This window comes from Enterobacter cloacae complex sp. HYC042_NIDB, assembly GCF_056673315.1.
The window spans coordinates 1,944,927-1,966,803 of the sequence record NZ_CP109650.1 but is presented as its reverse complement, the minus strand read 5'-3'; the positions used below and the strand labels follow the sequence as shown (position 1 = coordinate 1,966,803).

At 55.2% G+C, this 21,877-nt stretch carries 21 protein-coding genes and 1 pseudogene; 15 read left to right on the top strand and 7 right to left on the bottom strand.

All coding sequences use genetic code 11. From position 1 onward, the window contains the following. The first annotated feature begins 4 nt into the window (after positions 1 to 4). Positions 5 to 1,189 (top strand): NupC/NupG family nucleoside CNT transporter, encoded by a 1,185-nt coding sequence (locus tag OKF39_RS09325; RefSeq protein ID WP_047368266.1) that lies wholly within the window; start codon positions 5 to 7, stop codon positions 1,187 to 1,189. 48 nt (positions 1,190 to 1,237) lie between these two features. Here the strand turns inward: OKF39_RS09325 and OKF39_RS09320 are convergent, their stop codons facing one another. Both OKF39_RS09320 and putP read right to left on the bottom strand, forming a co-directional pair. Beyond that, entirely contained in the window at positions 1,238 to 1,657 is a 420-nt protein-coding gene (locus OKF39_RS09320) for a DUF3574 domain-containing protein (protein WP_048960511.1), read from the bottom strand. Positions 1,658 to 1,773: 116 nt separating this feature from the next. After that, positions 1,774 to 3,284: pseudogene (putP, locus tag OKF39_RS09315) on the bottom strand (sodium/proline symporter PutP). A 422-nt stretch (positions 3,285 to 3,706) separates the two neighbouring features. On the opposite strand from putP, the gene putA reads away from it, so the two are divergent. Together putA and OKF39_RS09305 are read left to right on the top strand one after the other, a co-directional pair. Further along, positions 3,707 to 7,669 carry a trifunctional transcriptional regulator/proline dehydrogenase/L-glutamate gamma-semialdehyde dehydrogenase gene (putA, locus tag OKF39_RS09310; RefSeq protein ID WP_479983714.1) on the top strand — a complete coding sequence of 1,321 codons (3,963 nt, stop codon included), beginning with the start codon at positions 3,707 to 3,709 and terminating at the stop codon, positions 7,667 to 7,669. A 51-nt stretch (positions 7,670 to 7,720) separates the two neighbouring features. Beyond that, on the top strand, positions 7,721 to 8,116 hold the full coding sequence (locus OKF39_RS09305) for a lysozyme inhibitor LprI family protein (protein ID WP_041910548.1): 396 nt from the start codon (positions 7,721 to 7,723) through the stop codon (positions 8,114 to 8,116). Here the strand turns inward: OKF39_RS09305 and rutR are convergent. Next, positions 8,113 to 8,751 carry an HTH-type transcriptional regulator RutR gene (rutR, locus tag OKF39_RS09300; protein ID WP_479983713.1) on the bottom strand — a complete coding sequence of 213 codons (639 nt, stop codon included), beginning with the start codon at positions 8,749 to 8,751 and terminating at the stop codon, positions 8,113 to 8,115. The genes OKF39_RS09305 and rutR overlap by 4 nt on opposite strands. A 621-nt stretch (positions 8,752 to 9,372) precedes the next feature. Between rutR and OKF39_RS09295 the strand changes: the two genes are divergently transcribed. The 11 genes from OKF39_RS09295 to rutG all read left to right on the top strand — a co-directional run bounded on the left by OKF39_RS09295 (position 9,373) and on the right by rutG (position 18,753). Beyond that, entirely contained in the window at positions 9,373 to 10,107 is a 735-nt protein-coding gene (locus tag OKF39_RS09295; RefSeq protein WP_479983712.1) for a TIR domain-containing protein, read from the top strand. Positions 10,108 to 10,254: 147 nt separating this feature from the next. Continuing rightward, entirely contained in the window at positions 10,255 to 11,427 is a 1,173-nt protein-coding gene (locus OKF39_RS09290) for a toll/interleukin-1 receptor domain-containing protein (protein WP_479983711.1), read from the top strand. Further along, positions 11,424 to 12,242 carry a hypothetical protein gene (locus tag OKF39_RS09285; protein WP_479983710.1) on the top strand — a complete coding sequence of 273 codons (819 nt, stop codon included), beginning with the start codon at positions 11,424 to 11,426 and terminating at the stop codon, positions 12,240 to 12,242. Before OKF39_RS09290 ends, OKF39_RS09285 begins: the two co-directional genes overlap by 4 nt. A gap of 542 nt (positions 12,243 to 12,784) precedes the next feature. Continuing rightward, on the top strand, positions 12,785 to 12,937 hold the full coding sequence (locus tag OKF39_RS09280; protein WP_458664511.1) for a SymE family type I addiction module toxin: 153 nt from the start codon (positions 12,785 to 12,787) through the stop codon (positions 12,935 to 12,937). 381 nt (positions 12,938 to 13,318) lie between these two features. Next, positions 13,319 to 14,410, top strand: coding sequence for a pyrimidine utilization protein A (gene rutA / locus OKF39_RS09275; protein WP_479983709.1), 1,092 nt, complete (start codon positions 13,319 to 13,321; stop codon positions 14,408 to 14,410). Continuing rightward, positions 14,410 to 15,099, top strand: coding sequence for a pyrimidine utilization protein B (gene rutB / locus OKF39_RS09270; protein WP_063943692.1), 690 nt, complete (start codon positions 14,410 to 14,412; stop codon positions 15,097 to 15,099). Before rutA ends, rutB begins: the two co-directional genes overlap by 1 nt. An 11-nt stretch (positions 15,100 to 15,110) precedes the next feature. After that, entirely contained in the window at positions 15,111 to 15,497 is a 387-nt protein-coding gene (rutC, locus tag OKF39_RS09265; protein ID WP_008499822.1) for a pyrimidine utilization protein C, read from the top strand. 7 nt (positions 15,498 to 15,504) lie between these two features. Beyond that, on the top strand, positions 15,505 to 16,305 hold the full coding sequence (rutD, locus tag OKF39_RS09260; RefSeq protein ID WP_479983708.1) for a pyrimidine utilization protein D: 801 nt from the start codon (positions 15,505 to 15,507) through the stop codon (positions 16,303 to 16,305). A gap of 9 nt (positions 16,306 to 16,314) precedes the next feature. Beyond that, complete coding sequence (locus OKF39_RS09255; RefSeq protein ID WP_041910551.1) at positions 16,315 to 16,905, top strand: malonic semialdehyde reductase; 591 nt, start codon at positions 16,315 to 16,317, stop codon at positions 16,903 to 16,905. A 12-nt stretch (positions 16,906 to 16,917) separates the two neighbouring features. Beyond that, positions 16,918 to 17,409: an NADH-dependent FMN reductase RutF gene (rutF, locus tag OKF39_RS09250; RefSeq protein ID WP_047364261.1), complete on the top strand. Its 492-nt coding sequence runs from the start codon at positions 16,918 to 16,920 to the stop codon at positions 17,407 to 17,409. Between the two features lie 21 nt (positions 17,410 to 17,430). Continuing rightward, positions 17,431 to 18,753, top strand: coding sequence for a pyrimidine utilization transport protein G (gene rutG, locus OKF39_RS09245; protein WP_045261670.1), 1,323 nt, complete (start codon positions 17,431 to 17,433; stop codon positions 18,751 to 18,753). 58 nt (positions 18,754 to 18,811) lie between these two features. Here the strand turns inward: rutG and OKF39_RS09240 are convergent, their stop codons facing one another. From OKF39_RS09240 to OKF39_RS09225, 4 genes are all read right to left on the bottom strand, one after another. Continuing rightward, a complete protein-coding gene (locus OKF39_RS09240; RefSeq protein WP_211090757.1) occupies positions 18,812 to 19,312 on the bottom strand; it encodes a GNAT family N-acetyltransferase in 501 nt (166 codons plus the stop codon). 27 nt (positions 19,313 to 19,339) lie between these two features. Beyond that, on the bottom strand, positions 19,340 to 19,609 hold the full coding sequence (locus OKF39_RS09235; RefSeq protein ID WP_008499829.1) for a type II toxin-antitoxin system TacA family antitoxin: 270 nt from the start codon (positions 19,607 to 19,609) through the stop codon (positions 19,340 to 19,342). A gap of 61 nt (positions 19,610 to 19,670) precedes the next feature. Continuing rightward, positions 19,671 to 20,588, bottom strand: a complete 918-nt coding sequence (locus OKF39_RS09230; protein WP_479983707.1) for a DMT family transporter — start codon at positions 20,586 to 20,588, stop codon at positions 19,671 to 19,673. Positions 20,589 to 20,704: 116 nt separating this feature from the next. Then, positions 20,705 to 20,875 (bottom strand): con-10 family general stress protein, encoded by a 171-nt coding sequence (locus tag OKF39_RS09225; protein ID WP_001273664.1) that lies wholly within the window; start codon positions 20,873 to 20,875, stop codon positions 20,705 to 20,707. A 390-nt stretch (positions 20,876 to 21,265) separates the two neighbouring features. On the opposite strand from OKF39_RS09225, the gene wrbA reads away from it, so the two are divergent. Further along, positions 21,266 to 21,862 carry an NAD(P)H:quinone oxidoreductase gene (gene wrbA / locus OKF39_RS09220; protein WP_041910554.1) on the top strand — a complete coding sequence of 199 codons (597 nt, stop codon included), beginning with the start codon at positions 21,266 to 21,268 and terminating at the stop codon, positions 21,860 to 21,862. Positions 21,863 to 21,877 lie beyond the last annotated feature (15 nt).

Sequence of the window (21,877 nt, the reverse complement as noted above, 5' to 3'; positions counted from 1 at the left end):
TTCCATGTTTAAGATTGTCCATTTCCTGCTGGCGCTGGTGATTATTCTTGCGCTTGCCTGGCTGGTGAGTTTCGACCGCCGAAAAATTCGCATTCGTTATGTTTTACAGCTGATTGTTATTGAAATTGCTCTGGCGTTCTTTTTCCTGCACGCCGAAAGCGGGCTATTCCTGATTAAATACGTTTCCGGCTTCTTTGAGTCACTGCTGAAATTTGCCTCGGAAGGGACGAATTTCGTCTTTGGCGGAATGGGTGAAAAAGGGCTGGCGTTTATTTTCCTCGGCGTGCTGTGTCCGATTATTTTTATTTCCGCACTGATTGGTATTCTCCAGCACTGGCGGATCCTGCCGATTTTTATTCGAATCATCGGAACGCTGCTGTCAAAACTGAACGGCATGGGCAAGCTGGAATCGTTCAACGCGGTGAGCTCGCTGATCCTTGGCCAGTCGGAAAACTTCATTGCCTATAAAGGCGTGCTGGGTGATCTCTCCTCGCGTCGTTTGTTCACTATGGCGGCCACGGCCATGTCGACGGTCTCCCTGTCGATTGTCGGTGCCTATATGACCATGCTCGACGCCAAATTTGTCGTTGCCGCGCTGATCCTGAACATGTTCAGCACCTTTATTATTCTCTCGGTCATTAACCCGGTGCGTCCGGAAGCCGAGCCGGATATCAAGCTGGAAAAACTGCACGAATCCCAGAGCTTCTTTGAAATGCTGGGCGAGTATATTCTGGCCGGTTTTAAGGTGGCGATGATTATTCTGGCGATGCTGATTGGCTTTATCGCCCTCATCAGCGCCGTTAACGCCCTCTTCTCCAGCGTATTCGGCATGAGCTTCCAGCAGATCCTGGGCTATGTGTTTTATCCGCTGGCGTGGCTTATCGGGATTCCGCTCAGCGATGCGTTAAACGCGGGCAGCATTATGGCAACCAAGCTGGTGGCGAATGAATTTGTAGCGATGATTGAGCTGCAAAAAATTGCTCATGAAATGTCACCGCGCGGGCTGGGTATTTTGTCCGTCTTCCTCGTCTCGTTTGCCAACTTCGCCTCCATCGGCATCGTCGCCGGGGCGATTAAGGGGCTGAACGAGCAGCAGGGCAACGTGGTGTCGCGGTTTGGTCTGCGCCTGGTATACGGTGCGACGCTGGTGAGCCTGCTGTCGGCGAGCTTTGCGGGATTAGTGCTGTAAATAGCTTTGCTACAAAACAACAACGGCGGGTTATCCCGCCGTTTTTTATTAAAACTGTACGCACACCGGCTGGTCGACCCGCATCACCGATTCCTGCGCGAAACGAGACTTATAGATCCCGCGCAATGCTTCGATGTTCTTCTCGCTTTGCGCATCTTTACCGTGGATAAGCATTAACGCTTTGCTGGATTCACGCGCCACTTTCCCGTCGTTCCCCAGCCACTGCCCGCGCGCATCAAACACCGTTAAGCCATCGCGAAAACGCGGCGTCACGTCCTGGTCAACAAACTGCTGCCACTCGCTGCCGGTAATCTGCGCCCCTGCCGGGCGATTCAAGCCAAAATAGAGCGTGGTCTGCTGCATCTGGTTATCCGCTTTGCAGGTCTCCACCGCCGCACGCTGCGAGGGTGCGTTACAACCCGCCAGCATCAATATTGCCACCGCCATTAACCCTGTTTTGATTGTCATGTGTCGCTATCCTCATTGTTATAAGCACATGGATATCACAGGAAAATACGGATTTTGGCAAGAAAAAAGCCGGGTGGCGCTTGCGCTTACCCGGCCTACGGTACTGCGTGAGAAAATTATTCTGCCTGAAGCTTAGTCGGCGGCGCAGTGTGGTAGTGCGCATCCGCTTCCGCAAAACGCTTCTGCATAGAGGCAGACGGCGCTTTACCCAGCAGGCTGAACACCACAATACCGATGCTGCCGAAGATGAAGCCTGGAATGATTTCGTACAGGCCCAGCCACGCGAACTGTTTCCAGACGATGACGGTCACCGCACCGATGATCATCCCCGCCAGCGCGCCGTTGCGGGTCATGCGTGACCACATGACGGAGAACAGCACCACCGGCCCAAACGCGGCACCGAAGCCCGCCCACGCGTAGCTCACGAGACCCAGCACGCGGTTTTCCGGGTTGGCCGCCAGCGCAATGGCCACCAGCGCCACCACCAGCACCATAAAGCGCCCTACCCACACCAGCTCTTTCTGGCTCGCATTTTTACGCAGGAAGGCCTTGTAGAGGTCTTCGGTGATTGCACTGGAGCAAACCAGCAGCTGACAGCTCAGGGTGGACATCACCGCCGCCAGGATAGCGGAGAGCAGAATACCGGCAATCCACGGGTTAAACAGAATCTGCGCCAGCTCGATGAACACGCGCTCGGCGTTCTGGTTCACCGCGCCCGCCTGCGCCGGGTTATTGCTGAAGTAGGCGATACCGAAGAAGCCGACCGCACACGCGCCCGCCAGACACAGAATCATCCACGTCATGCTGATGCGACGCGCGTGAACGATGGTGTGGTGAGAATCCGCCGCCATAAAGCGCGCCAGAATGTGCGGCTGACCGAAGTAGCCCAGCCCCCAGCCCATCAGGGAAACGATGGCAACGAAGTTCAGCCCTTTCAGCATATCGACGTTTTCAATGCTCTTCTGCTTGATCACTTCCAGCGATTCGCCAAAGCCGCCAACGGTGAAAATCACAATCACCGGGGTCAGGATCAGGGCGAAGATCATCAGGCTCGCCTGCACGGTGTCGGTCCAGCTTACTGCCAGGAACCCGCCCACGAAGGTATAGAGGATGGTTGCCGCGGCACCGGCCCACAGGGCGGTTTCATAGCTCATGCCGAAGGTGCTTTCGAACAGGCGCGCACCCGCCACGATGCCGGAGGCGCAGTAGATGGTGAAGAACAGCAGGATCACCACCGCGGAGATAATGCGCAGAATGCGGCTGTTATCCTCAAAGCGTCCGGTGAAGTAATCCGGCAGCGTCAGGGCGTTGTTGTTGGCTTCGGTATGTACGCGCAGACGGCCTGCCACCAGCTTCCAGTTGATCCACGCGCCGACGACGTCAGGCCGATGGCGATCCAGCTTTCGGAAATACCAGAGATGAAAATCGCGCCCGGCAGCCCCATCAGCAGCCAGCCGCTCATGTCGGATGCGCCCGCAGAGAGCGCGGTGACCATTGGGCCTAAGCTGCGCCCGCCAAGGATGTAGTCGTCAAAGTTTTTAGTGGAACGCCATGCCAAAAACCCTATCAGGATCATGCCAAAAATATAAACGAGAAATGTCACCAGCATCGGTGTGCTAATAGCCATTCAAATTCTCCAAAATGTCGAGCGACAACCGTCCGGGTTGCCTTGTTATGTCATCACCGGAACGTAGTGATGTGTGTATGTGTTTCCGTTGGGCGCGCTATCCTGCCGTATACGCTTCCCACTGACAAACGATTTAACACTGCATTTACATGAATTTCATCCCTGGTTTTATACGTCTTTCCTATAGGTTGCACTCGCTCACATTTATACGGGTTGCACCTTTGAAAAGTGTTAAGCACCGCATAAAACCAGGCTTCGTATGCAGAAGCCAGCGCTTTTTTCCAGCTAACTATTCGTTAACAATCCATTCATTTTCCAGCTTGCAAACCAGGTCACATTTAACACGGTTGCACAAAGTTGCAACATGGTGGATATTTCACGCTATCAACAGAACGCTATTACAGAACAACAGGAGTTTTGGCATGGGGATGACCACCATGGGGGTTAAGCTGGATGACGCGACCCGCGAACGGATTAAGACCGCAGCAACCCGCATTGATCGCACACCGCACTGGTTAATCAAGCAGGCGATTTTTAACTATCTGGAAAGGCTGGAGAGTGAAGACGGCCTGCCTGAGCTGCCTGCCCTGCTGGCGGGCGCAGCGAACGAAAGCGAAGACGCCGCGACGGCGGTGGAAGAAAACCACCAGCCGTTCCTCGAATTTGCCGAGCAGATCCTGCCGCAGTCCGTCAGCCGCGCCGCCATTACCGGGGCTTACCGCCGCGCCGAAACCGACGCCGTGCCGATGCTGCTGGAGCAGGCCCGCCTGCCGGAAGCCATTGCCGCCCAGGCGCACAGCCTGGCGTATCAGTTAGCCGACAAGCTGCGCAACCAGAAAACCGCCACCGGCCGCGCCGGGATGGTGCAGGGCCTGTTGCAGGAGTTCTCCCTCTCCTCGCAGGAAGGCGTGGCGCTGATGTGCCTGGCGGAAGCGCTGCTGCGTATTCCGGATAAAGCTACCCGCGACGCGCTGATCCGCGACAAGATCAGCAACGGCAACTGGCACTCCCACATTGGCCGCAGCCCGTCGCTGTTCGTCAACGCCGCCACCTGGGGTCTGCTGTTTACCGGCAAGCTGGTCTCCACCCATAACGAAGCCAACCTGTCACGCTCTCTGAACCGCATTATCGGCAAGAGCGGCGAGCCGCTGATCCGCAAGGGCGTGGACATGGCGATGCGCCTGATGGGCGAGCAGTTCGTCACCGGGGAAACCATTGCCGAAGCGCTGGCGAACGCCCGCAAGCTGGAAGACAAAGGTTTCCGCTACTCCTACGACATGCTGGGCGAAGCGGCGCTGACCGCCGCCGACGCGCAGGCCTACATGGTCTCTTACCAGCAGGCGATCCACGCCATCGGTAAAGCGTCCAACGGTCGCGGTATTTATGAAGGTCCGGGCATCTCTATTAAGCTCTCTGCCCTGCACCCGCGTTACAGCCGTGCCCAGTATGACCGGGTGATGGAAGAGCTCTATCCGCGCCTGAAGTCCCTGACCCTGCTGGCGCGCCAGTACGACATCGGCATTAATATCGACGCCGAAGAGGCCGACCGTCTGGAGATCTCCCTCGATCTGCTGGAAAAACTGTGTTTCGAACCGGAGCTGGCGGGCTGGAACGGGATTGGTTTCGTCATCCAGGCCTACCAGAAACGCTGTCCGTTCGTCATTGATTACCTGATTGACCTGGCCAGCCGCAGCCGTCGCCGCCTGATGATCCGCCTGGTGAAAGGCGCCTACTGGGACAGCGAAATCAAACGCGCCCAGATGGAAGGTCTGGAAGGCTATCCGGTCTATACCCGCAAGGTCTACACCGATGTCTCTTACCTCGCGTGCGCGAAAAAACTGCTCGGCGTGCCGAACCTGATTTATCCGCAGCTCGCGACCCACAACGCCCATACCCTGGCGGCCATTTACAGCCTGGCCGGGCAGAACTACTATCCGGGCCAGTACGAGTTCCAGTGCCTGCACGGCATGGGCGAACCGCTGTACGAGCAGGTTACCGGGAAAGTGGCGGACGGCAAGCTGAACCGCCCGTGCCGCATCTATGCCCCAGTGGGCACCCACGAAACCCTGCTGGCGTACCTGGTGCGTCGTCTGCTGGAGAACGGGGCGAACACCTCCTTCGTTAACCGCATCGCAGACACCACGCTGCCGCTCGACGAACTGGTGGCCGATCCGGTGCAGGCCGTAGAGAAGCTGGCGGCGCAGGAAGGCCAGATTGGTCTGCCGCATCCGAAAATTGCCCTGCCGCGCGAGCTGTACGGCGCGGGCCGCGTCAACTCGGCGGGCCTGGATCTGGCGAACGAACACCGTCTGGCGTCGCTCTCCTCTGCCCTGCTCAACAGCGCATTGCAGAAATGGCAGGCCAAACCGATCCTTGAGCAGGCCGTCGAGGACGGTGAAATGCAGCCGGTGATCAACCCGGCAGAGCCGAAGGATATCGTCGGCTACGCGCGTGAAGCAACCGAAGCGGAAGTGGAACAGGCGCTGGAGAGCGCGGTGAATAACGCGCCAATCTGGTTTGCCACCCCGCCGCAGGAGCGTGCCGCCATTCTGGAACGCGCCGCGGTGCTGATGGAAGATCAGATGCAGCAGCTCATCGGCATTCTGGTGCGTGAGGCGGGGAAAACCTTCAGCAACGCCATCGCCGAAGTGCGTGAGGCGGTCGACTTCCTGCACTACTACGCTGGTCAGGTACGCGATGATTTCGACAACGAAACGCACCGTCCGCTCGGTCCGGTGGTCTGTATCAGCCCGTGGAACTTCCCGCTGGCGATCTTCACCGGCCAGATTGCCGCCGCCCTTGCCGCAGGCAACAGCGTGCTGGCGAAACCGGCAGAGCAAACCCCGCTGATTGCCGCCCAGGGCATCAACATTCTTCTGGAAGCAGGCGTTCCGGCGGGCGTGGTGCAACTGCTGCCTGGGCGCGGTGAAACGGTGGGCGCCAAACTCACCTCCGATAACCGCGTGCGCGGCGTGATGTTTACCGGTTCGACCGAAGTGGCCTCCCTTCTGCAACGCAACATCGCCACCCGTCTGGATGCGCAGGGTCGTCCTACCCCGCTTATCGCCGAAACCGGCGGCATGAACGCCATGATTGTTGACTCCTCCGCGCTCACCGAGCAGGTGGTTGTTGACGTGCTGGCCTCCGCCTTCGACAGCGCCGGTCAACGCTGCTCCGCCCTGCGCGTGCTGTGCTTACAGGATGACGTGGCTGACCACACGCTGAAGATGCTGCGCGGCGCGATGGCGGAATGCCGCATGGGCAACCCGGGCCGTCTCACCACCGACATCGGGCCGGTGATCGACGCGGAAGCCAAAGCCAACATTGAAAACCATATTCAGGCCATGCGCGCCAAAGGCCGTCCGGTGTTCCAGGCGGTGCGCGAGAACAGCGAAGATGCCCGCGAGTGGCAGACTGGCACCTTCGTGCCGCCTACGCTGATTGAGCTGGCAAGCTTCGACGAGCTGAAAAAAGAGGTCTTCGGCCCGGTGCTGCACGTGGTGCGTTACAACCGTAACAACCTCAACGCGCTTATCGACCAGATCAACGCCTCCGGCTACGGCCTGACGCTCGGCGTGCATACCCGTATCGACGAGACCATTGCGCAGGTCACCGGCACGGCCAAAGTCGGCAACCTGTACGTCAACCGCAACATGGTTGGCGCGGTCGTGGGCGTGCAGCCGTTCGGCGGCGAAGGCCTTTCCGGCACCGGTCCGAAAGCGGGCGGCCCGCTCTACCTGTATCGTCTGCTGGCGAACCGTCCTGAGAACGCACTGGGAGTCACCCTGGCGCGTCAGGATGCGGAGTATCCGGTGGATGCGCAGCTGAAAACCGTGCTGACCCAGCCGCTGGAGGCGCTGATCGCCTGGGCGGAAAAACGTCCTGAGCTGCGTGCGGTTGCCCAGCAGTACGGCGAGCTGGCGCAGGCCGGTACCCAGCGTCTGCTGCCGGGGCCAACCGGCGAGCGCAACACCTGGACGCTGATGCCGCGCGAACGCGTACTGTGCGTGGCGGATAACGAGCAGGACGCGCTGGTACAGCTAGCCGCGGCGATGGCCACCGGGTGTGAAGTGCTGTGGCCGGACGATGCGCTGCATCGCGATCTCGCCAAACAGCTGCCGAAAGCGGTTTCGGCTCGCATTCGCTTTGCGAAGGCCGATGCCCTGCTGACCCAGCCGTTTGACGCGGTGATCTACCACGGTGATTCCGACCAGCTGCGCGAGCTGTGCGAGCAGGTGGCGGCCCGCAGCGGGGCGATTGTTTCCGTGCAGGGCTTCGCCCGCGGGGAAACCAACCTGCTGCTGGAGCGTCTGTACGTGGAGCGCTCGCTCAGCGTCAACACCGCGGCGGCGGGCGGTAACGCCAGCCTGATGACAATCGGCTAACGCTGTGCTAATAAGGCTCCGGAGACGGAGCCTTATTTTATTGGGGAGTATATGAAACGATATCTTATCGCCGGTGCGGCACTGCTGCTCAGCACCAGCGCGCTGGCCAACGAGTGCGACAACGCCACTACGCAGCTTGAACTGAACACCTGTAGCGCGCAGCAGTACCAGGCAGCCGATAAAAAACTCAACCAGACCTACCAGGCCGCCATCAAACGCGCGGCGGCCCCCCAGCGCGACCTGCTGAAAAAAGCGCAACAGGCGTGGATTACCCTGCGCGACGCGGACTGCGCGTTTATCGGTTCGGGGACGGAAGGCGGGAGCGTCCAGCCAATGATTGTTAACCAGTGCCTGGCAGAAAAAACCGTGGAGCGCGAGGCGTTTCTGGCCTCGCTGATGCAATGTGAAGAGGGCGACTTAAGCTGCCCTCTCCCGCCGGGCAATTAACGCACGCGGATCCCTTCGATAATCATCCGCTGCACGTTTTCGAGGGTGCTCTGGAAAAACGCCTCGTCCTGGAGCGTTTTACCGGTCACCGCCTCGACCTGGGCCGCAAAGTCAGCGTAGTGCTGGGTAGCGGCCCAAATCATAAAGATCAGGTGCTGCGGGTCGACCGGGGCCAGCTTTCCGCTGGCAACCCATCCGGCGATAATCGCCGACTTATCGTCCACCAGCTGCTTTAAATCCCCCGTCAGCTCCGCCTGCAGCAGCGGCGCGCCCTGCAGCATCTCAAGACAAAACAGCCTTGACGCCTGCGGGTAATCGCGCGACACCTCGAGCTTCAGGCGAATGTACTCCTCGATAGCCACCAGCGGGGCCAGCTCTTCGCGAAATGCCTCGAGCGGCGCCAGCCAGATATCGAGGATCTGCTGCATCACCGCCACATACAGCGCCTCTTTCGACGGGTAATAGTAGAGCAGATTGGTTTTAGACACCCCGGACTGCTCCGCCACCTGCTCCAGGCGCGTGCCGTGAATGCCAAACTGTGAAAAGGTCTCCAGCGCGGCGCTGAGGATCGCCTGCTTCTTGGCGCTCACCGCCTGCGAACGTTTACCTGGTGTTTTCACTGCGCCTTGTGTCATTCCCGCTCTCCTTATTGTTTTGCCATAGCATAGCAAATGCGGGGGGTTGTCTCGACATTTTGAGGAGTGGGGATTGTGCTGATTCGAAGAAGGGGGTGTGTGGCGAGTGACCGGGAGCGAATGATGATAGCACTTATTATAGCTGCCCCCACTGTCCTTTCGACGCTCCATTTCGTGGCAAAGGCGAGAGTTACTCAACACTTGCGGGAATAGAGCATTGCTTGTATGGCATAGGCTTATGTCAATAATGCCAATGACAGCTAACATATTATTGTTATTAAGGTAATGATACAGGAGGATTAGAAATTCTTATAAAAGAATTTCGCCTGTAGAATTGGAAACTTCAGGAAACAATAAGCGTCATTAAAATTACTTCTGACTCATTTACCCATAAAGTGTATTATGCTTAGATTATTACACTTTGTTACCGCTAGGAAACTAAAAAAGTCTATTGTTAGATTAATATATAGAAAAGTTATTATAAGACATCATAAAAATCGACAACATCATATAATCTTGCTTCTGATCAATAAATATTGTAGGAATTGTTGATGACATTTATCAGTCTATCTATTAATATCCAATGAAACACTTTCATCCTTAACAGAAAGATATAACCCAATGGAATCGGATGTCATTTTTGTAGGACATCCATCAACATTACAAGCCTGGAGCAATAGAATGGGACGTAAAATATTCGTAACATATAAGTATGCAGACGATAAGGTTCTTGAACTGGATAATAATAAAACAACTGCACGTACCTATGTTGATAAACTTCAGGAAATATTAAAAGATGAAGAGCATATAAATAAGGGTGAAAAAGATGATGCTGATTTAAGCGATTTCAAAGATGACACAATTCAAACTAAACTCGGTGATAAAATATTTGATAGTTCGGTTACGATAATCATTGTATCCAAAGGGATGATTAATCCCTACTTATTAGAAAAAGACCAGTGGATGCCATGGGAAATATCATATTCACTAAGGAAGAAAAAACGCGGTGACCGCACATCCAGCCCCAACGCTCTTCTTGCTGTAGTGTTGCCTGATGAATCAGGGAGTTATGAATATTTCATAGTTGAGAATACATGTCCGCATTGTAAGTGCAGGACATTGAAAACAAACATTTTGTTCAAGATCATGAAAGATAACATGTTCAACATTAAGCAGCCTGAATACTCTGACTGCGAACATCACTCTGAAAGTTCCAAAGTGTATCTTGGAAACTCTTCATACATACACTCTGTCGAATGGTCAAGCTTCACCAAAAACCCCGACTCATACATTGACAAAGCAGTGGAAATTTCTGAAGATATAGATAAATATAATATAACCAAGATTGTCGAATAGAAGATTTTCTAACTTCGGTTATGAAAAGAGGAAGTGCAACCTTTATCCCTTACTAATAAGCATACACATATCATAAACTTAACGCCTAAAAGATAAAAAATGATTGTAATTTTGCATAACACAGCCAACAGCGTACTCGCTGAGAGAATGAAAAGCATCATTCTTGATTCATTTCATAATCACGTATCGGTGATAACCATGTCTGAATCGAAGGTAAGCTCATGGCCTTGCGAAGAAGAATGGAATGACTTATTGATTGTTCTTTATGATCACAGTCAATTTTCCGATGATGCTGATAAATTTGTTAGCTCTTATCTGGAAAACAGACCCGATACTGCTTTAGTACTTCCTATTGCTTTAGAAAGTACTTATCCTATCCCACCAAAAGCACTCTCTCAATTTAAAGCGCTACCATATGACCCAAACGACATTCTGGAGTCTGAAAGAAGTATTATCTGTCGTGCAGGCGCAATGATGGGCTTACGACTGCAAGGTCGAGACACAAAGATATTTATTTCCTATCGAGCTCAAGATGGAAGAGATATTGCTGATCAATTATATAATCATCTTTCAAGTCTGGGGCACAAACCCTGGCTAGATGAAGCTAAAGAAGTTGATGGCTATACCAAAATTCTGCCTGGAGAGCCAGTTCAGATAGAAATTGAAAACGCTCTGGGTGATGCAAGCCTGTTACTTCTCATTGACACACCAGCGTCGCCAGAATCCAAATGGATAAAAGAGGAAGTTAACATTGCTGATGGAAAACTCATTCCTATTCTTCCGATTGTATTCAGACCAAAATCTGACCCAAAGAAAGGGCCGCGCTTCCGTACTTTACTGAGTTTGCAACGCTGGCTTGAGCTTGACTTTAATACACCTCCAGCTAAAACTATTTTATCACCAGTCGATCTCGACAATATTGTATTAGAATTAGAGACCTATCTCTGCGATATATTCATGAGAAAATGCCGCATACCTTTCAAGGTTAAAAAGAATTTTCTTAACGCAGGATATGACTGGTGCGCTTTAAACCAATCCCTTTCAGTATATAGATCTCAACAACAGCGTAATCCAAGAATCCGAACAATTGTTCATAGCCATTGTTCAATTTACTCCACTATTTACCCACCATCTTTCAAGCACTTTAAAGAGTTTATTTCAAATCAACCTCATGCTAATTATTCGCTTTTCATCTATGATGGTGATCTATTGTCGGATGATGACCTCGCTGAACTACTGGATGCTGAAACGATAATATTGCATCACCAGGAAATATCAGCTCTCTTGGCATCAAATTTTACTAAAGTGGGTAATGTATGAGTAACATTCCGCTAAATAACTCTAAGTTAAGTGTATCGCTTCATGGCCTTGAGGTTGGAATTTCTGGAGCCATACCAGAACGCAGTAATTGGTCAGAACCAGCAATGGATCGTGGAATCCTTGAATTTGTCTCTCTTTTCAGTGGGTTAGTATTTAAATATGGAGGACGTGTTATTCATGGAAGCCACCCCAGCTTCACACCGATTATCCTTAGGCAGGCTCGCCAACACGCTGTTAATTTTGATAAACTTCCAGTAACTCTGGTTATGTCTGACTTATGGTTTTCTGATTATGCAGATGAAGATATTCAATCATTGACCGATATAGCAGAACTCATCATCACTAAAAAATTTGGTGATGGAGATATTACCGATCCAACAACCAGAAACCGTAGTTTAACCGCTATGAGGCGAGTATTGATTTCGTCTCAAAACTTGATGGTTACTGTTGGTGGAAAAATGCATGATAGGGATGGCTTTTACCCAGGTATTGCCGAGGAAATGCATCTTGCAGAGAAGCTAAAAATTCCTCGATACCTGGTTGGGGGATTAGGTGGGTACTCCAAGAAACTGGCAAAAGAGTTAACTCCCACATCGTTAAACAATCTTCTTTCTAGAGAAGAAAATGTAGAACTCTTTGGAACAGATGATGTTTCATCTTGTGTCCAAATCATCTTTGAAAATTTATGTCAAAAATACTGGACTGATAGCTCACTCAATCTGTCACCCACTTCTCTTGATGCAGTGGAGCATTTGATAGATAAAAAATTCCGCCATCCGCATAGTAAATCAACCAATGATTTTCCTTTAAAATAAGTAAATTGCAGTAACATTGACCGAGCACATTAATTTTACCAATGTGCTCCTTTTATGAAGAATTATCTTAAATGATACTGAGATATCTGTTAAACCCGCTGCAATTCATCGTGAACTTTCACTCTTCGGTCACTGCGGACTTACACCTCAGACCAGCTGCTCACACCTTTCCTCGAACCGCTTCGCATTTTCACTATTTCCCCCCACAATTTTACCCGTGTGTATTTATCCATAGGGGGATAATTGACGTAGTGAATCACCCAATGCAAACAGTGAGATTTATAGAGAAAAGTATATAAATGAGATTGCGATATAAAGGTGTACCACCACCTTATATACCGCTAACCACAAAGCAACTTACAAAGAGTTAAATATGGCTGCAAAGAATTTTATGCCTGAGCGGGCCGTTGCCCAAACGGAAAATGCAGTATTTAAAATGGTTAAGAAATTCGCGAGCAGGTACGCAAAAAGAACACGCGGGACTTGCACAGGGAGCCGACCTATTCCGCGCATATTCACGCAAGGGATGAGGCCGGTGCATCATGTGTGAACTTTATACGCGCATGGAGCATAACTATTTGCAGCTAACTGGTGATTGGTTATCGCGCGCCGGGCTTGCGTATGGCCCCGCGATAAAAATCTGCGTGAAGCCGGATTGCATGGTGATCATCCCGCAGAATACCAGTGAGCTGTGAGGCTCCTTAGAAGGGTTAAGCGCTATGCATACTAATAAACAGAAGGCAAAAGCGTGGTTGTTGACCTTCCCGAGGATACTAAATGATACGAGCGATCTGCCGAAACCCAAACGCATGAACGGGTAGTTGAAGCCACAATAAACGCTAACCTGTGATCCCGGGCCGCACCGGGATCGTGCTGCATTCCCCTCCTAGATCCTGCACCGCCATCGCGCACCGTTGCCTGCTTTGTGTGCAGTTCTTTTGACCAGTTAGTCCACATTTAATCGCATCAAACCTCCAACCTCTGATTAACACATTAATAACACTGCCATTTTTAAAACTGGCACTGCCTTTGCAAAAACACCGTTACACCTGCGACGTAATGAAGAGAGGTTCGTGATGAAAATTGGCGTATTTGTACCCATCGGCAACAACGGCTGGCTTATCTCGACCACTGCACCGCAGTACATGCCGACCTTTGAGCTGAACAAAGCCATCGTGCAGAAAGCGGAGCACTACCATTTCGACTTTGCGCTTTCGATGATCAAGCTGCGCGGCTTTGGCGGCAAAACGGAATTCTGGGATCACAACCTGGAGTCCTTCACACTGATGGCCGGGCTGGCAGCGGTTACCTCGCGGATCCAGATCTACGCCACCGCGGCCACCCTCACCCTTCCGCCCGCGATCGTGGCACGCATGGCCTCCACCATCGACTCCATCTCCGGCGGGCGCTTTGGCGTTAACCTGGTCACCGGCTGGCAAAAACCGGAGTACGAGCAGATGGGACTCTGGCCGGGCGACGATTACTTCTCCCGTCGCTACGACTACCTGACCGAATACGTACAGGTGCTGCGCGACCTGTGGGGCACCGGCAAAAGCGACTTCAAAGGCGACTTCTTTACCATGAACGACTGCCGCGTCAGCCCGCAGCCATCGGTGCCGATGAAGGTGATTTGCGCCGGGCAGAGCGACGCGGGGATGGAATTCTCCGCGAAATACGCCGACTTTAACTTCTGCTTCGGCAAAGGCGTTAACACCCCTGCCGCCTTTGCCCCGACCGCGGCACGCATGAAGGAGGCCGCCGAAAAAACCGGGCGCGACGTGGGCTCGTACGTGCTGTTCATGGTCATTGCCGACGAAACCGACGACGCCGCGCGCGCCAAATGGGAGCGGTATAAGGACGGCGCTGACGACGACGCCCTGAGCTGGCTTACCGAGCAGAGCCAGAAAGACACCCGTTCCGGCGCAGACACCAACGTGCGTCAGATGGCCGACCCGACCTCCGCCGTCAATATCAACATGGGCACGCTGGTGGGCTCGTATGCCAGCGTTGCCAGGATGCTCGACGAAGTGGCAGCCGTACCCGGCGCTGAGGGCGTCCTGCTGACCTTCGATGATTTCCTCACCGGCGTGGAAACCTTCGGCGAGCGCATCCAGCCGCTGATGCAGTGCCGCGCCCACATTCCTGCCGTCACGAAGGAGGTGGCGTAATGACGACCTTAAACGCTCGCCCGGAAGCCATCACCTTTGCGCCGCAGCAGAGCGCGCTGATCGTGGTGGACATGCAAAACGCCTATGCCAGCCAGGGCGGTTATCTGGATCTGGCGGGGTTCGACGTCTCCGCCACAAGGCCTGTGATCGAGAACATCAAAACCGCCGTCGCCGCCGCGCGCGCGGCGGGCATGCTCATCGTCTGGTTCCAGAACGGCTGGGATGACCAGTACGTCGAGGCAGGCGGCCCCGGCTCGCCCAACTTCCACAAGTCGAACGCCCTGAAAACGATGCGCAAGCGGCCCGAACTGCAGGGCAAGCTGCTGGCCAAAGGCGGCTGGGATTATCAGCTGGTGGATGAGCTGGTCCCGCAGGCAGGTGATATCGTCCTGCCGAAACCACGCTACAGCGGCTTTTTCAACACCCCGCTCGACAGCCTGCTGCGCAGCCGGGGCATTCGCCATCTGGTGTTCACCGGCATTGCCACCAACGTCTGCGTGGAATCGACCCTGCGCGACGGCTTTTTCCTCGAGTATTTCGGCGTGGTGCTGGAAGACGCGACCCATCAGGCCGGACCGGAATTCGCCCAAAAGGCAGCTTTGTTCAATATCGAAACCTTTTTTGGCTGGGTCAGTAACGTTGCGGATTTCTGCGACGCCCTGAATCCTCCGCTCGCCCGTATCGCCTGAGGAGACACACGATGCCGAAATCCGTAATCATCCCGCCGGGCACCAGCACGCCCATCGCCCCGTTCGTCCCCGGCACCCTCGCCGACGGCGTGGTGTATGTCTCCGGCACGCTGCCGTTTGATAAAGACAACAACGTGGTATTTATCAACGACCCAAAGGCGCAAACCCGCCACGTGCTGGAGACGATCAAAACCGTGATCGAAACGGCGGGTGGCACCATGGAGGACGTGACCTTCAACAGCATCTTTATCACCGACTGGAAAAACTACGCCGCGATTAACGAAATCTACGCCGAGTTCTTCCCCGGCGATAAACCGGCGCGGTTCTGCATTCAGTGCGGGCTGGTAAAACCGGACGCGCTGGTTGAGATCGCCACCGTTGCGCACATCGCGAAGTGAGGCAGGCATGAAACTTTCCGTCTCGCCGCCGCCGTACGAGGGTGCGCCCGTAGTGGTCTTTATTTCCGGTCTCGGCGGCAGCGGCAGCTACTGGCTGCCCCAGCAGGCCGCGCTGGAGCCGGAGTATCAGGTGGTGTGCTATGACCAGCGGGGAACGGGCAATAACCCCGACACCCTGCCGGAGGGTTACAGCCTTGCGCAGATGGCAGACGAGCTCGCCCATGCGCTGGCTGACGCAGGCATTGCGCGCTACAGCGTCGTCGGGCACGCGCTCGGCGCGCTGGTCGGCCTGCAACTGGCCCTCGACAGGCCCGACGCCCTCGCCGCGCTGGTGTGCGTCAACGGCTGGCTGACCCTCAATGCCCACACCCGCCGCTGTTTTGACGTTCGCGAGCGGCTGCTGCATTCCGGCGGCGCGCAGGCGTGGGTCGAGGCGCAGCCGCTGTTTCTCTACCCGGCAGACTGGATGGCCGCCCGCGCGCCGCGTCTGGAATCTGAAGAAGCGCTGGCGCTGGCCCATTTCCAGGGTAAAACCAACCTGCTGCGCAGGCTCAGCGCCCTGAAAAAAGCCGACTTCCGCCGCCAGTCCGCACGCATTCGCTGCCCGGTGCACATTATCTGTTCCGCCGACGACGTGCTGGTGCCGTCCGTCTGTTCCGCTGAACTGCACGCCGCCCTCCCGCACGCCCACAAAACGGTCATGCGCCAGGGCGGACATGCCTGCAACGTCACCGAACCGGACACCTTTAACACCCTGCTGCTGAACGGGCTTGCCAGCCTGCTGCACAGCCCTGAACCCGCTTTATAAGGAGCTTTAATGAGCGAAGCCATTACCCCCGCCGCGCTGGAAACGCTGTTCACCGGTGCCCGCACCCACAACGGCTGGCTGGATATGCCGGTCAGCGACGAGACGCTGCGCGAGATGTATGACCTGATGAAATGGGGCCCAACGTCTGCCAACTGCTCACCGGCGCGCATTGTCTTTGTGCGAAGCGCAGAGGGAAAAGAGAAGCTGCGCCCGGCGCTCTCCAGCGGCAACCTCGAGAAAACGCTTACCGCCCCGGTGACAGCGATTGTTGCCTGGGACGGGGAATTCTACGAGCGCCTGCCCGAGCTGTTCCCGCACGGCGATGCCAGAAGCTGGTTTACCGCAAGCCCCGCGCTGGCGGAAGAGACGGCCTTTCGCAACAGCTCAATGCAGGCCGCGTATCTGATTTTCGCCTGCCGCGCACTCGGCCTGGACACCGGGCCGATGTCGGGCTTTGACCGACAAAAGGTCGACGAGGCCTTTTTCACCGGCACAACGCTTAAAAGCAACCTGCTGATCAACATTGGCTATGGCGATACGCGCAAACTTTACGGGCGCCTGCCGCGCCTGACCTTCGACGATGCCTGCGGACTGGCGTAAGGAGCGATCGTGATGACACCGGATAAACAAACCTTTCGCGACGCCATGGCCTGCGTCGGCGCGGCGGTCAACATCATCACCACCGACGGCCCGGCGGGGATGGCGGGCTTTACCGCCAGCGCGGTATGCAGCGTCACGGATTCCCCTCCCACCCTGCTGGTGTGCCTGAACCGCGGCGCGTCGGTCTGGCCCACGTTCAGCGAAAACCGCACCCTGTGCGTGAATACCCTGAGTGCCGGACAGGAGTCTTTATCCAATCTGTTTGGCGGCAAAACGCCGATGGCGGAACGCTTTACCGCCGCCCGCTGGCAGACGGGCGACACGGGCTGCCCGCGTCTGGAGGATGCGCTGGCCTCGTTTGACTGCCGCATCAGCCAGGTGGTCAGCGTCGGTACCCACGACATTCTGTTTTGCGACATCGTATCGATTATTCGCCACCCCGCACCGCAAGGTCTGGTGTGGTTTGACCGCAGCTACCACGCGCTTATGCGACCCGCCTGCTAAGGCGCTTTAAGGAGACAGACCATGTTCGGATTTCCCCACTGGCAGTTGAAATCGACCTCCACTGAAGCAGGCGTGGTCGCGCCGGATGAACGCCTCCCGCTCGGGCAAACCATGGTGATGGGCGTCCAGCATGCGGTCGCGATGTTTGGCGCGACGGTATTGATGCCGATGCTGATGGGGCTCGATCCCAACCTGTCTATTCTGATGTCGGGAATCGGCACCCTGCTGTTCTTTTTTGTTACCGGCGGGCGCGTGCCCAGCTACCTGGGCTCCAGCGCCGCCTTTGTCGGCGTGGTCATCGCCACTACCGGTTTTAACGGCCAGGGGATCAACCCCAACCTGAGCGTGGCCCTCGGCGGCATCATCGCTTGCGGGCTGGTCTATACCCTGATTGGTCTCGTTGTGATGAAGATCGGCACGCGCTGGATCGAACGGATGATGCCCCCCGTCGTCACCGGCGCGGTGGTGATGGCGATAGGCCTGAACCTCGCGCCGATTGCGGTGAAAAGCGTCTCCGCTTCGCCGTTTGAAAGCTGGATGGCGGTGATCACGGTGCTGTGCATCGGCCTGGTGGCAGTCTTTACGCGCGGGATGATCCAGCGTCTGCTGATCCTGGTCGGGCTGATTGTCGCCTGTCTGATCTACGCCCTGCTGGCGAACGTGTTCGGCATGGGCAAGCCGGTCGATTTTACCCTGCTTCATCAGGCCGCCTGGTTCGGTCTGCCGCAGGTGACCTCGCCCACCTTTAACACGCAGGCGATGATGCTTATCGCCCCGGTGGCGGTGATCCTGGTGGCGGAAAACTTAGGGCACCTGAAGGCGGTGGCGGGAATGACCGGGCGCAGCATGGATCCGTACATGGGCCGCGCGTTCGTCGGCGACGGGCTGGCGACCATGCTCTCAGGCTCCGTGGGCGGCAGCGGCGTGACCACCTATGCGGAAAACATCGGCGTGATGGCGGTGACCAAGGTCTACTCAACGCTGGTCTTCGTGGCGGCGGCGGTAATGGCGATCCTTCTTGGTTTCTCACCGAAGTTCGGCGCGCTGATCCACACCATTCCGTCACCGGTCATCGGCGGCGCGTCGATTGTGGTGTTCGGGCTGATCGCCGTGGCCGGGGCGCGCATCTGGGTACAGCATCGGGTCGACCTCAGCCAGAACAGCAACCTGATCATGGTGGCCGTCACGCTGGTGCTGGGCGCGGGCGATTTTGCCCTGACGCTGGGCGGGTTTACGATTGGCGGGATTGGTACGGCGACCTTCGGCGCGATCCTGCTTAACGCCCTGCTGAGCCGCCGGATGGCTGCCGCGCCGCAGGCCGCCGCGGCGCATCAGGATTCGTGAAATCGATATGTCGGGTGACGGCTACGCCTTACCCGACCTGCATGCTCCTTAAGAGCGATCACGCCTGCTCAAACAGTCGTTCGATAGCTTTTGTCGGGAAGAACAAAGAATGGCTGTTTTCGCCTGCCAGCGGGATGAACCCCAGCTTCAGATAAAATCGTTTAGCCTGCTCGCTAAGGGCATCAACAAATATGCCGTGTACTCCCACAGCCTGCGACGCCAGGTAAACCACCCGCATAGCGTGTGCAACAAGCGTTGTTCCCCACTCGTTTCCCTGTAGTTCTTTATGAATAGCCAGACGACCCAGCGTCACGCTGGGTACGTTGAGATAAGGGATCCGACGCTGCTGAGTCTTAGAAGGAAGCATCGCTCTCTCAAAGCAACTTCCCGATAGCGTGTAATAGCCCAGCACGCGCGGATGGTCGCGCTCTTTAAGCAGGTAGGCTCGTAGAATACGTCCATTGTGCTGGCGTACCAGGTGTTCTCTCAGGAAGGCATTTAGCGAGGGTTCACCACAATCAAAATCCCCGAAATCATAGTCGGCTCCCTCTGAAAACATTTCAATCGTGTGATTTGCCAAGACGCTTCACTCCATGTTTCGAAGACGTTTTGCCGCACGCTTGAGGCGTTCATTTGGCTCTGGCGGATTGTCGATGGCATCCATCACCGCATTCCAGGAGGCTTCGTTTAACACGAGACGACGGTGCTGCTCGATGACCTCTGCAGCACGCTCTGACGCACTGTTCACCATAAACTGGGTGATCGTTTGATTCGTCATCGCCGCCGCTTCTTCAATCATTGTTTTGTCTTCGTCCGTTAAGCGAAGATCGATACGCTGTTTTTTAAGTGCTGGCATGGTTTACATCACCGTGTACGGTTTTAATCCGTACATATCCTAAGTAACGTTGCGCTTTTTTTCAATCTAAACCTTTTTCAGCAGTCAAATGACTCGCTTCACGCCCCCGCTTTCTGAACTTTAGTTCGCTCACCAGCACCCCGGCGACAATAAACGCCGCGCCCACCAGCGCCAGCAGCGGTAAACGCTCGCCGGCCAGTCGTCCGAAAATCCCCGCCCAGACCGGTTCACCGGTGTAGATCACCGTCGCCCGCGTTGGCGATACGCTGCGCTGCGCCCAGTTCATGGTCACCTGGATAATGGCGCTGAAGATGCCAAGCCCCAGCGCGACCACCACCAGCCCCGTGGACATCGGCGGCACGGATTCCCCGGCTGGCACCATCGTCGCGAAGGCCACCAGCGACGCCGTTGCGAGCTGCACCACCGTCACGCGCTTGACGTCCACTTTCCCAGCCCAGGCGCTGATCAGAATAATTTCCGCCGCGATGGCAATGGCCCCGACGAGGGTAATGATCTCGCCCGGCCCCAGCGCCAGCAGGTTATTTTCCGGCCCGGCTAATAAAATCAGGCCGATAAACGCCAGCACGATGCCAATGCAGGACATCAGCCCCGGTAGCCGCCCGAGGCATAACCATTGCAGCAGCGGCACCAGCGGCACGTACATGGCGGTAATAAAAGCGGATTTGCTGCTGGAGATGGTCTGCAATCCCCACGTCTGCAGGCTGTAGCCCATCGCTATCGCAATCCCAATCGCCACGCCGGCCTTGAGTTCCTTCAGCGTCAGACCCGGCAGCGTTTTAAGGGAGATCAGCCCCACGGCTATCGCCGCCGTCGCAAAGCGCAGGCCGACAAAAAAGAACGGATCGCTGAGGGTCACCGCGTACTGGACGGCAAGAAAGGTCCCGCCCCAGAACATGGTGATGAGAATAAGGATGGCTTCCTGCGGTTTTATGGAGAATTTAAAGCGTGAGACGGACATGCGACACCAACAAGTGAGATCAATTCTGTAGTGTGCGTTGCCTTTGGTTACAGTTCAATGTTGCAGACATAAAAAAACCGCCGGGAAACCCGGCGGCAGGGAGTCAACCCGGCGTACTACTTATTGCTGCCGTGGCTATTTTTACCCCCTTTTTTACCAGCCTCTGATGCGCGCTGAGGGTCGTTCTTGAAGTTACCCCCGCTAGACTGGCCACCTTTACGACCTGCTTCTGATGCTCTTTCACGGTCTTCAGCGAAATTACCTGAACCACCACGATGGTTTGCCATCTCTAACCTCCAGAGTGTGAAACATTAGACATCATATTGCATTCAGTAAAAGAGGATTCTTTCACCTCGCGGCTAAAGGACAGGGCCTTTATCTGTGCCGCGTGAAACTAAGCTTAGTGGACTGAGGCTATCCGGCAAGCCACGGGTAATATTCTGCAACATGATATCCGCCTTTCGGGTCAGATAACGCGACGGAAATCTATAAGCCTTTCTTATCATTTTAAAATTCGACGACCAGAAAGTTGTTTCATTTTGCTACAGCACCTTATTGTAACCATGTTGTTATAAATCAAAGAAATGCCGTTCATTTTTGCAGTCTGGCCGTGATGTCATATCTTTAAATGAACGCAGCGATCCGCTGTCAGAAAAACCAACGAGGAGTGATGCAAAATGGCAAAAGTTCTGGTGCTCTATTATTCCATGTATGGACACATTGAAACCATGGCTCACGCGGTAGCAGAAGGTGCAAACAGAGTGGACGGCGTTGAGGTTGTGGTAAAACGCGTACCGGAAACCATGCAGGCGGAAGCGTTCGCCAAAGCCGGGGGAAAAACACAAAATGCCCCGGTCGCCACCCCGCAGGAGCTGGCGGAGTATGATGCCATTATCTTCGGCACCCCGACCCGCTTCGGCAATATGTCAGGCCAGATGCGTACCTTCCTCGATCAAACCGGCGGGCTCTGGGCATCCGGGGCGCTGTACGGCAAACTCGCCAGCGTATTCAGCTCTACCGGCACCGGCGGCGGCCAGGAGCAGACGATTACCTCAACCTGGACTACCCTTGCTCATCATGGGATGGTGATTGTGCCAATTGGCTACGGCGCGCAGGAGCTGTTTGACGTTTCTCAGGTGCGCGGCGGGACGCCGTACGGCGCAACCACCATTGCCGGTGGGGATGGCTCACGTCAGCCAAGCAATGAAGAACTCTCTATCGCCCGCTATCAGGGTGAATACGTCGCGGGTCTCGCTAAAAAACTGAACGGCTAACCCAACAGGAGGAAA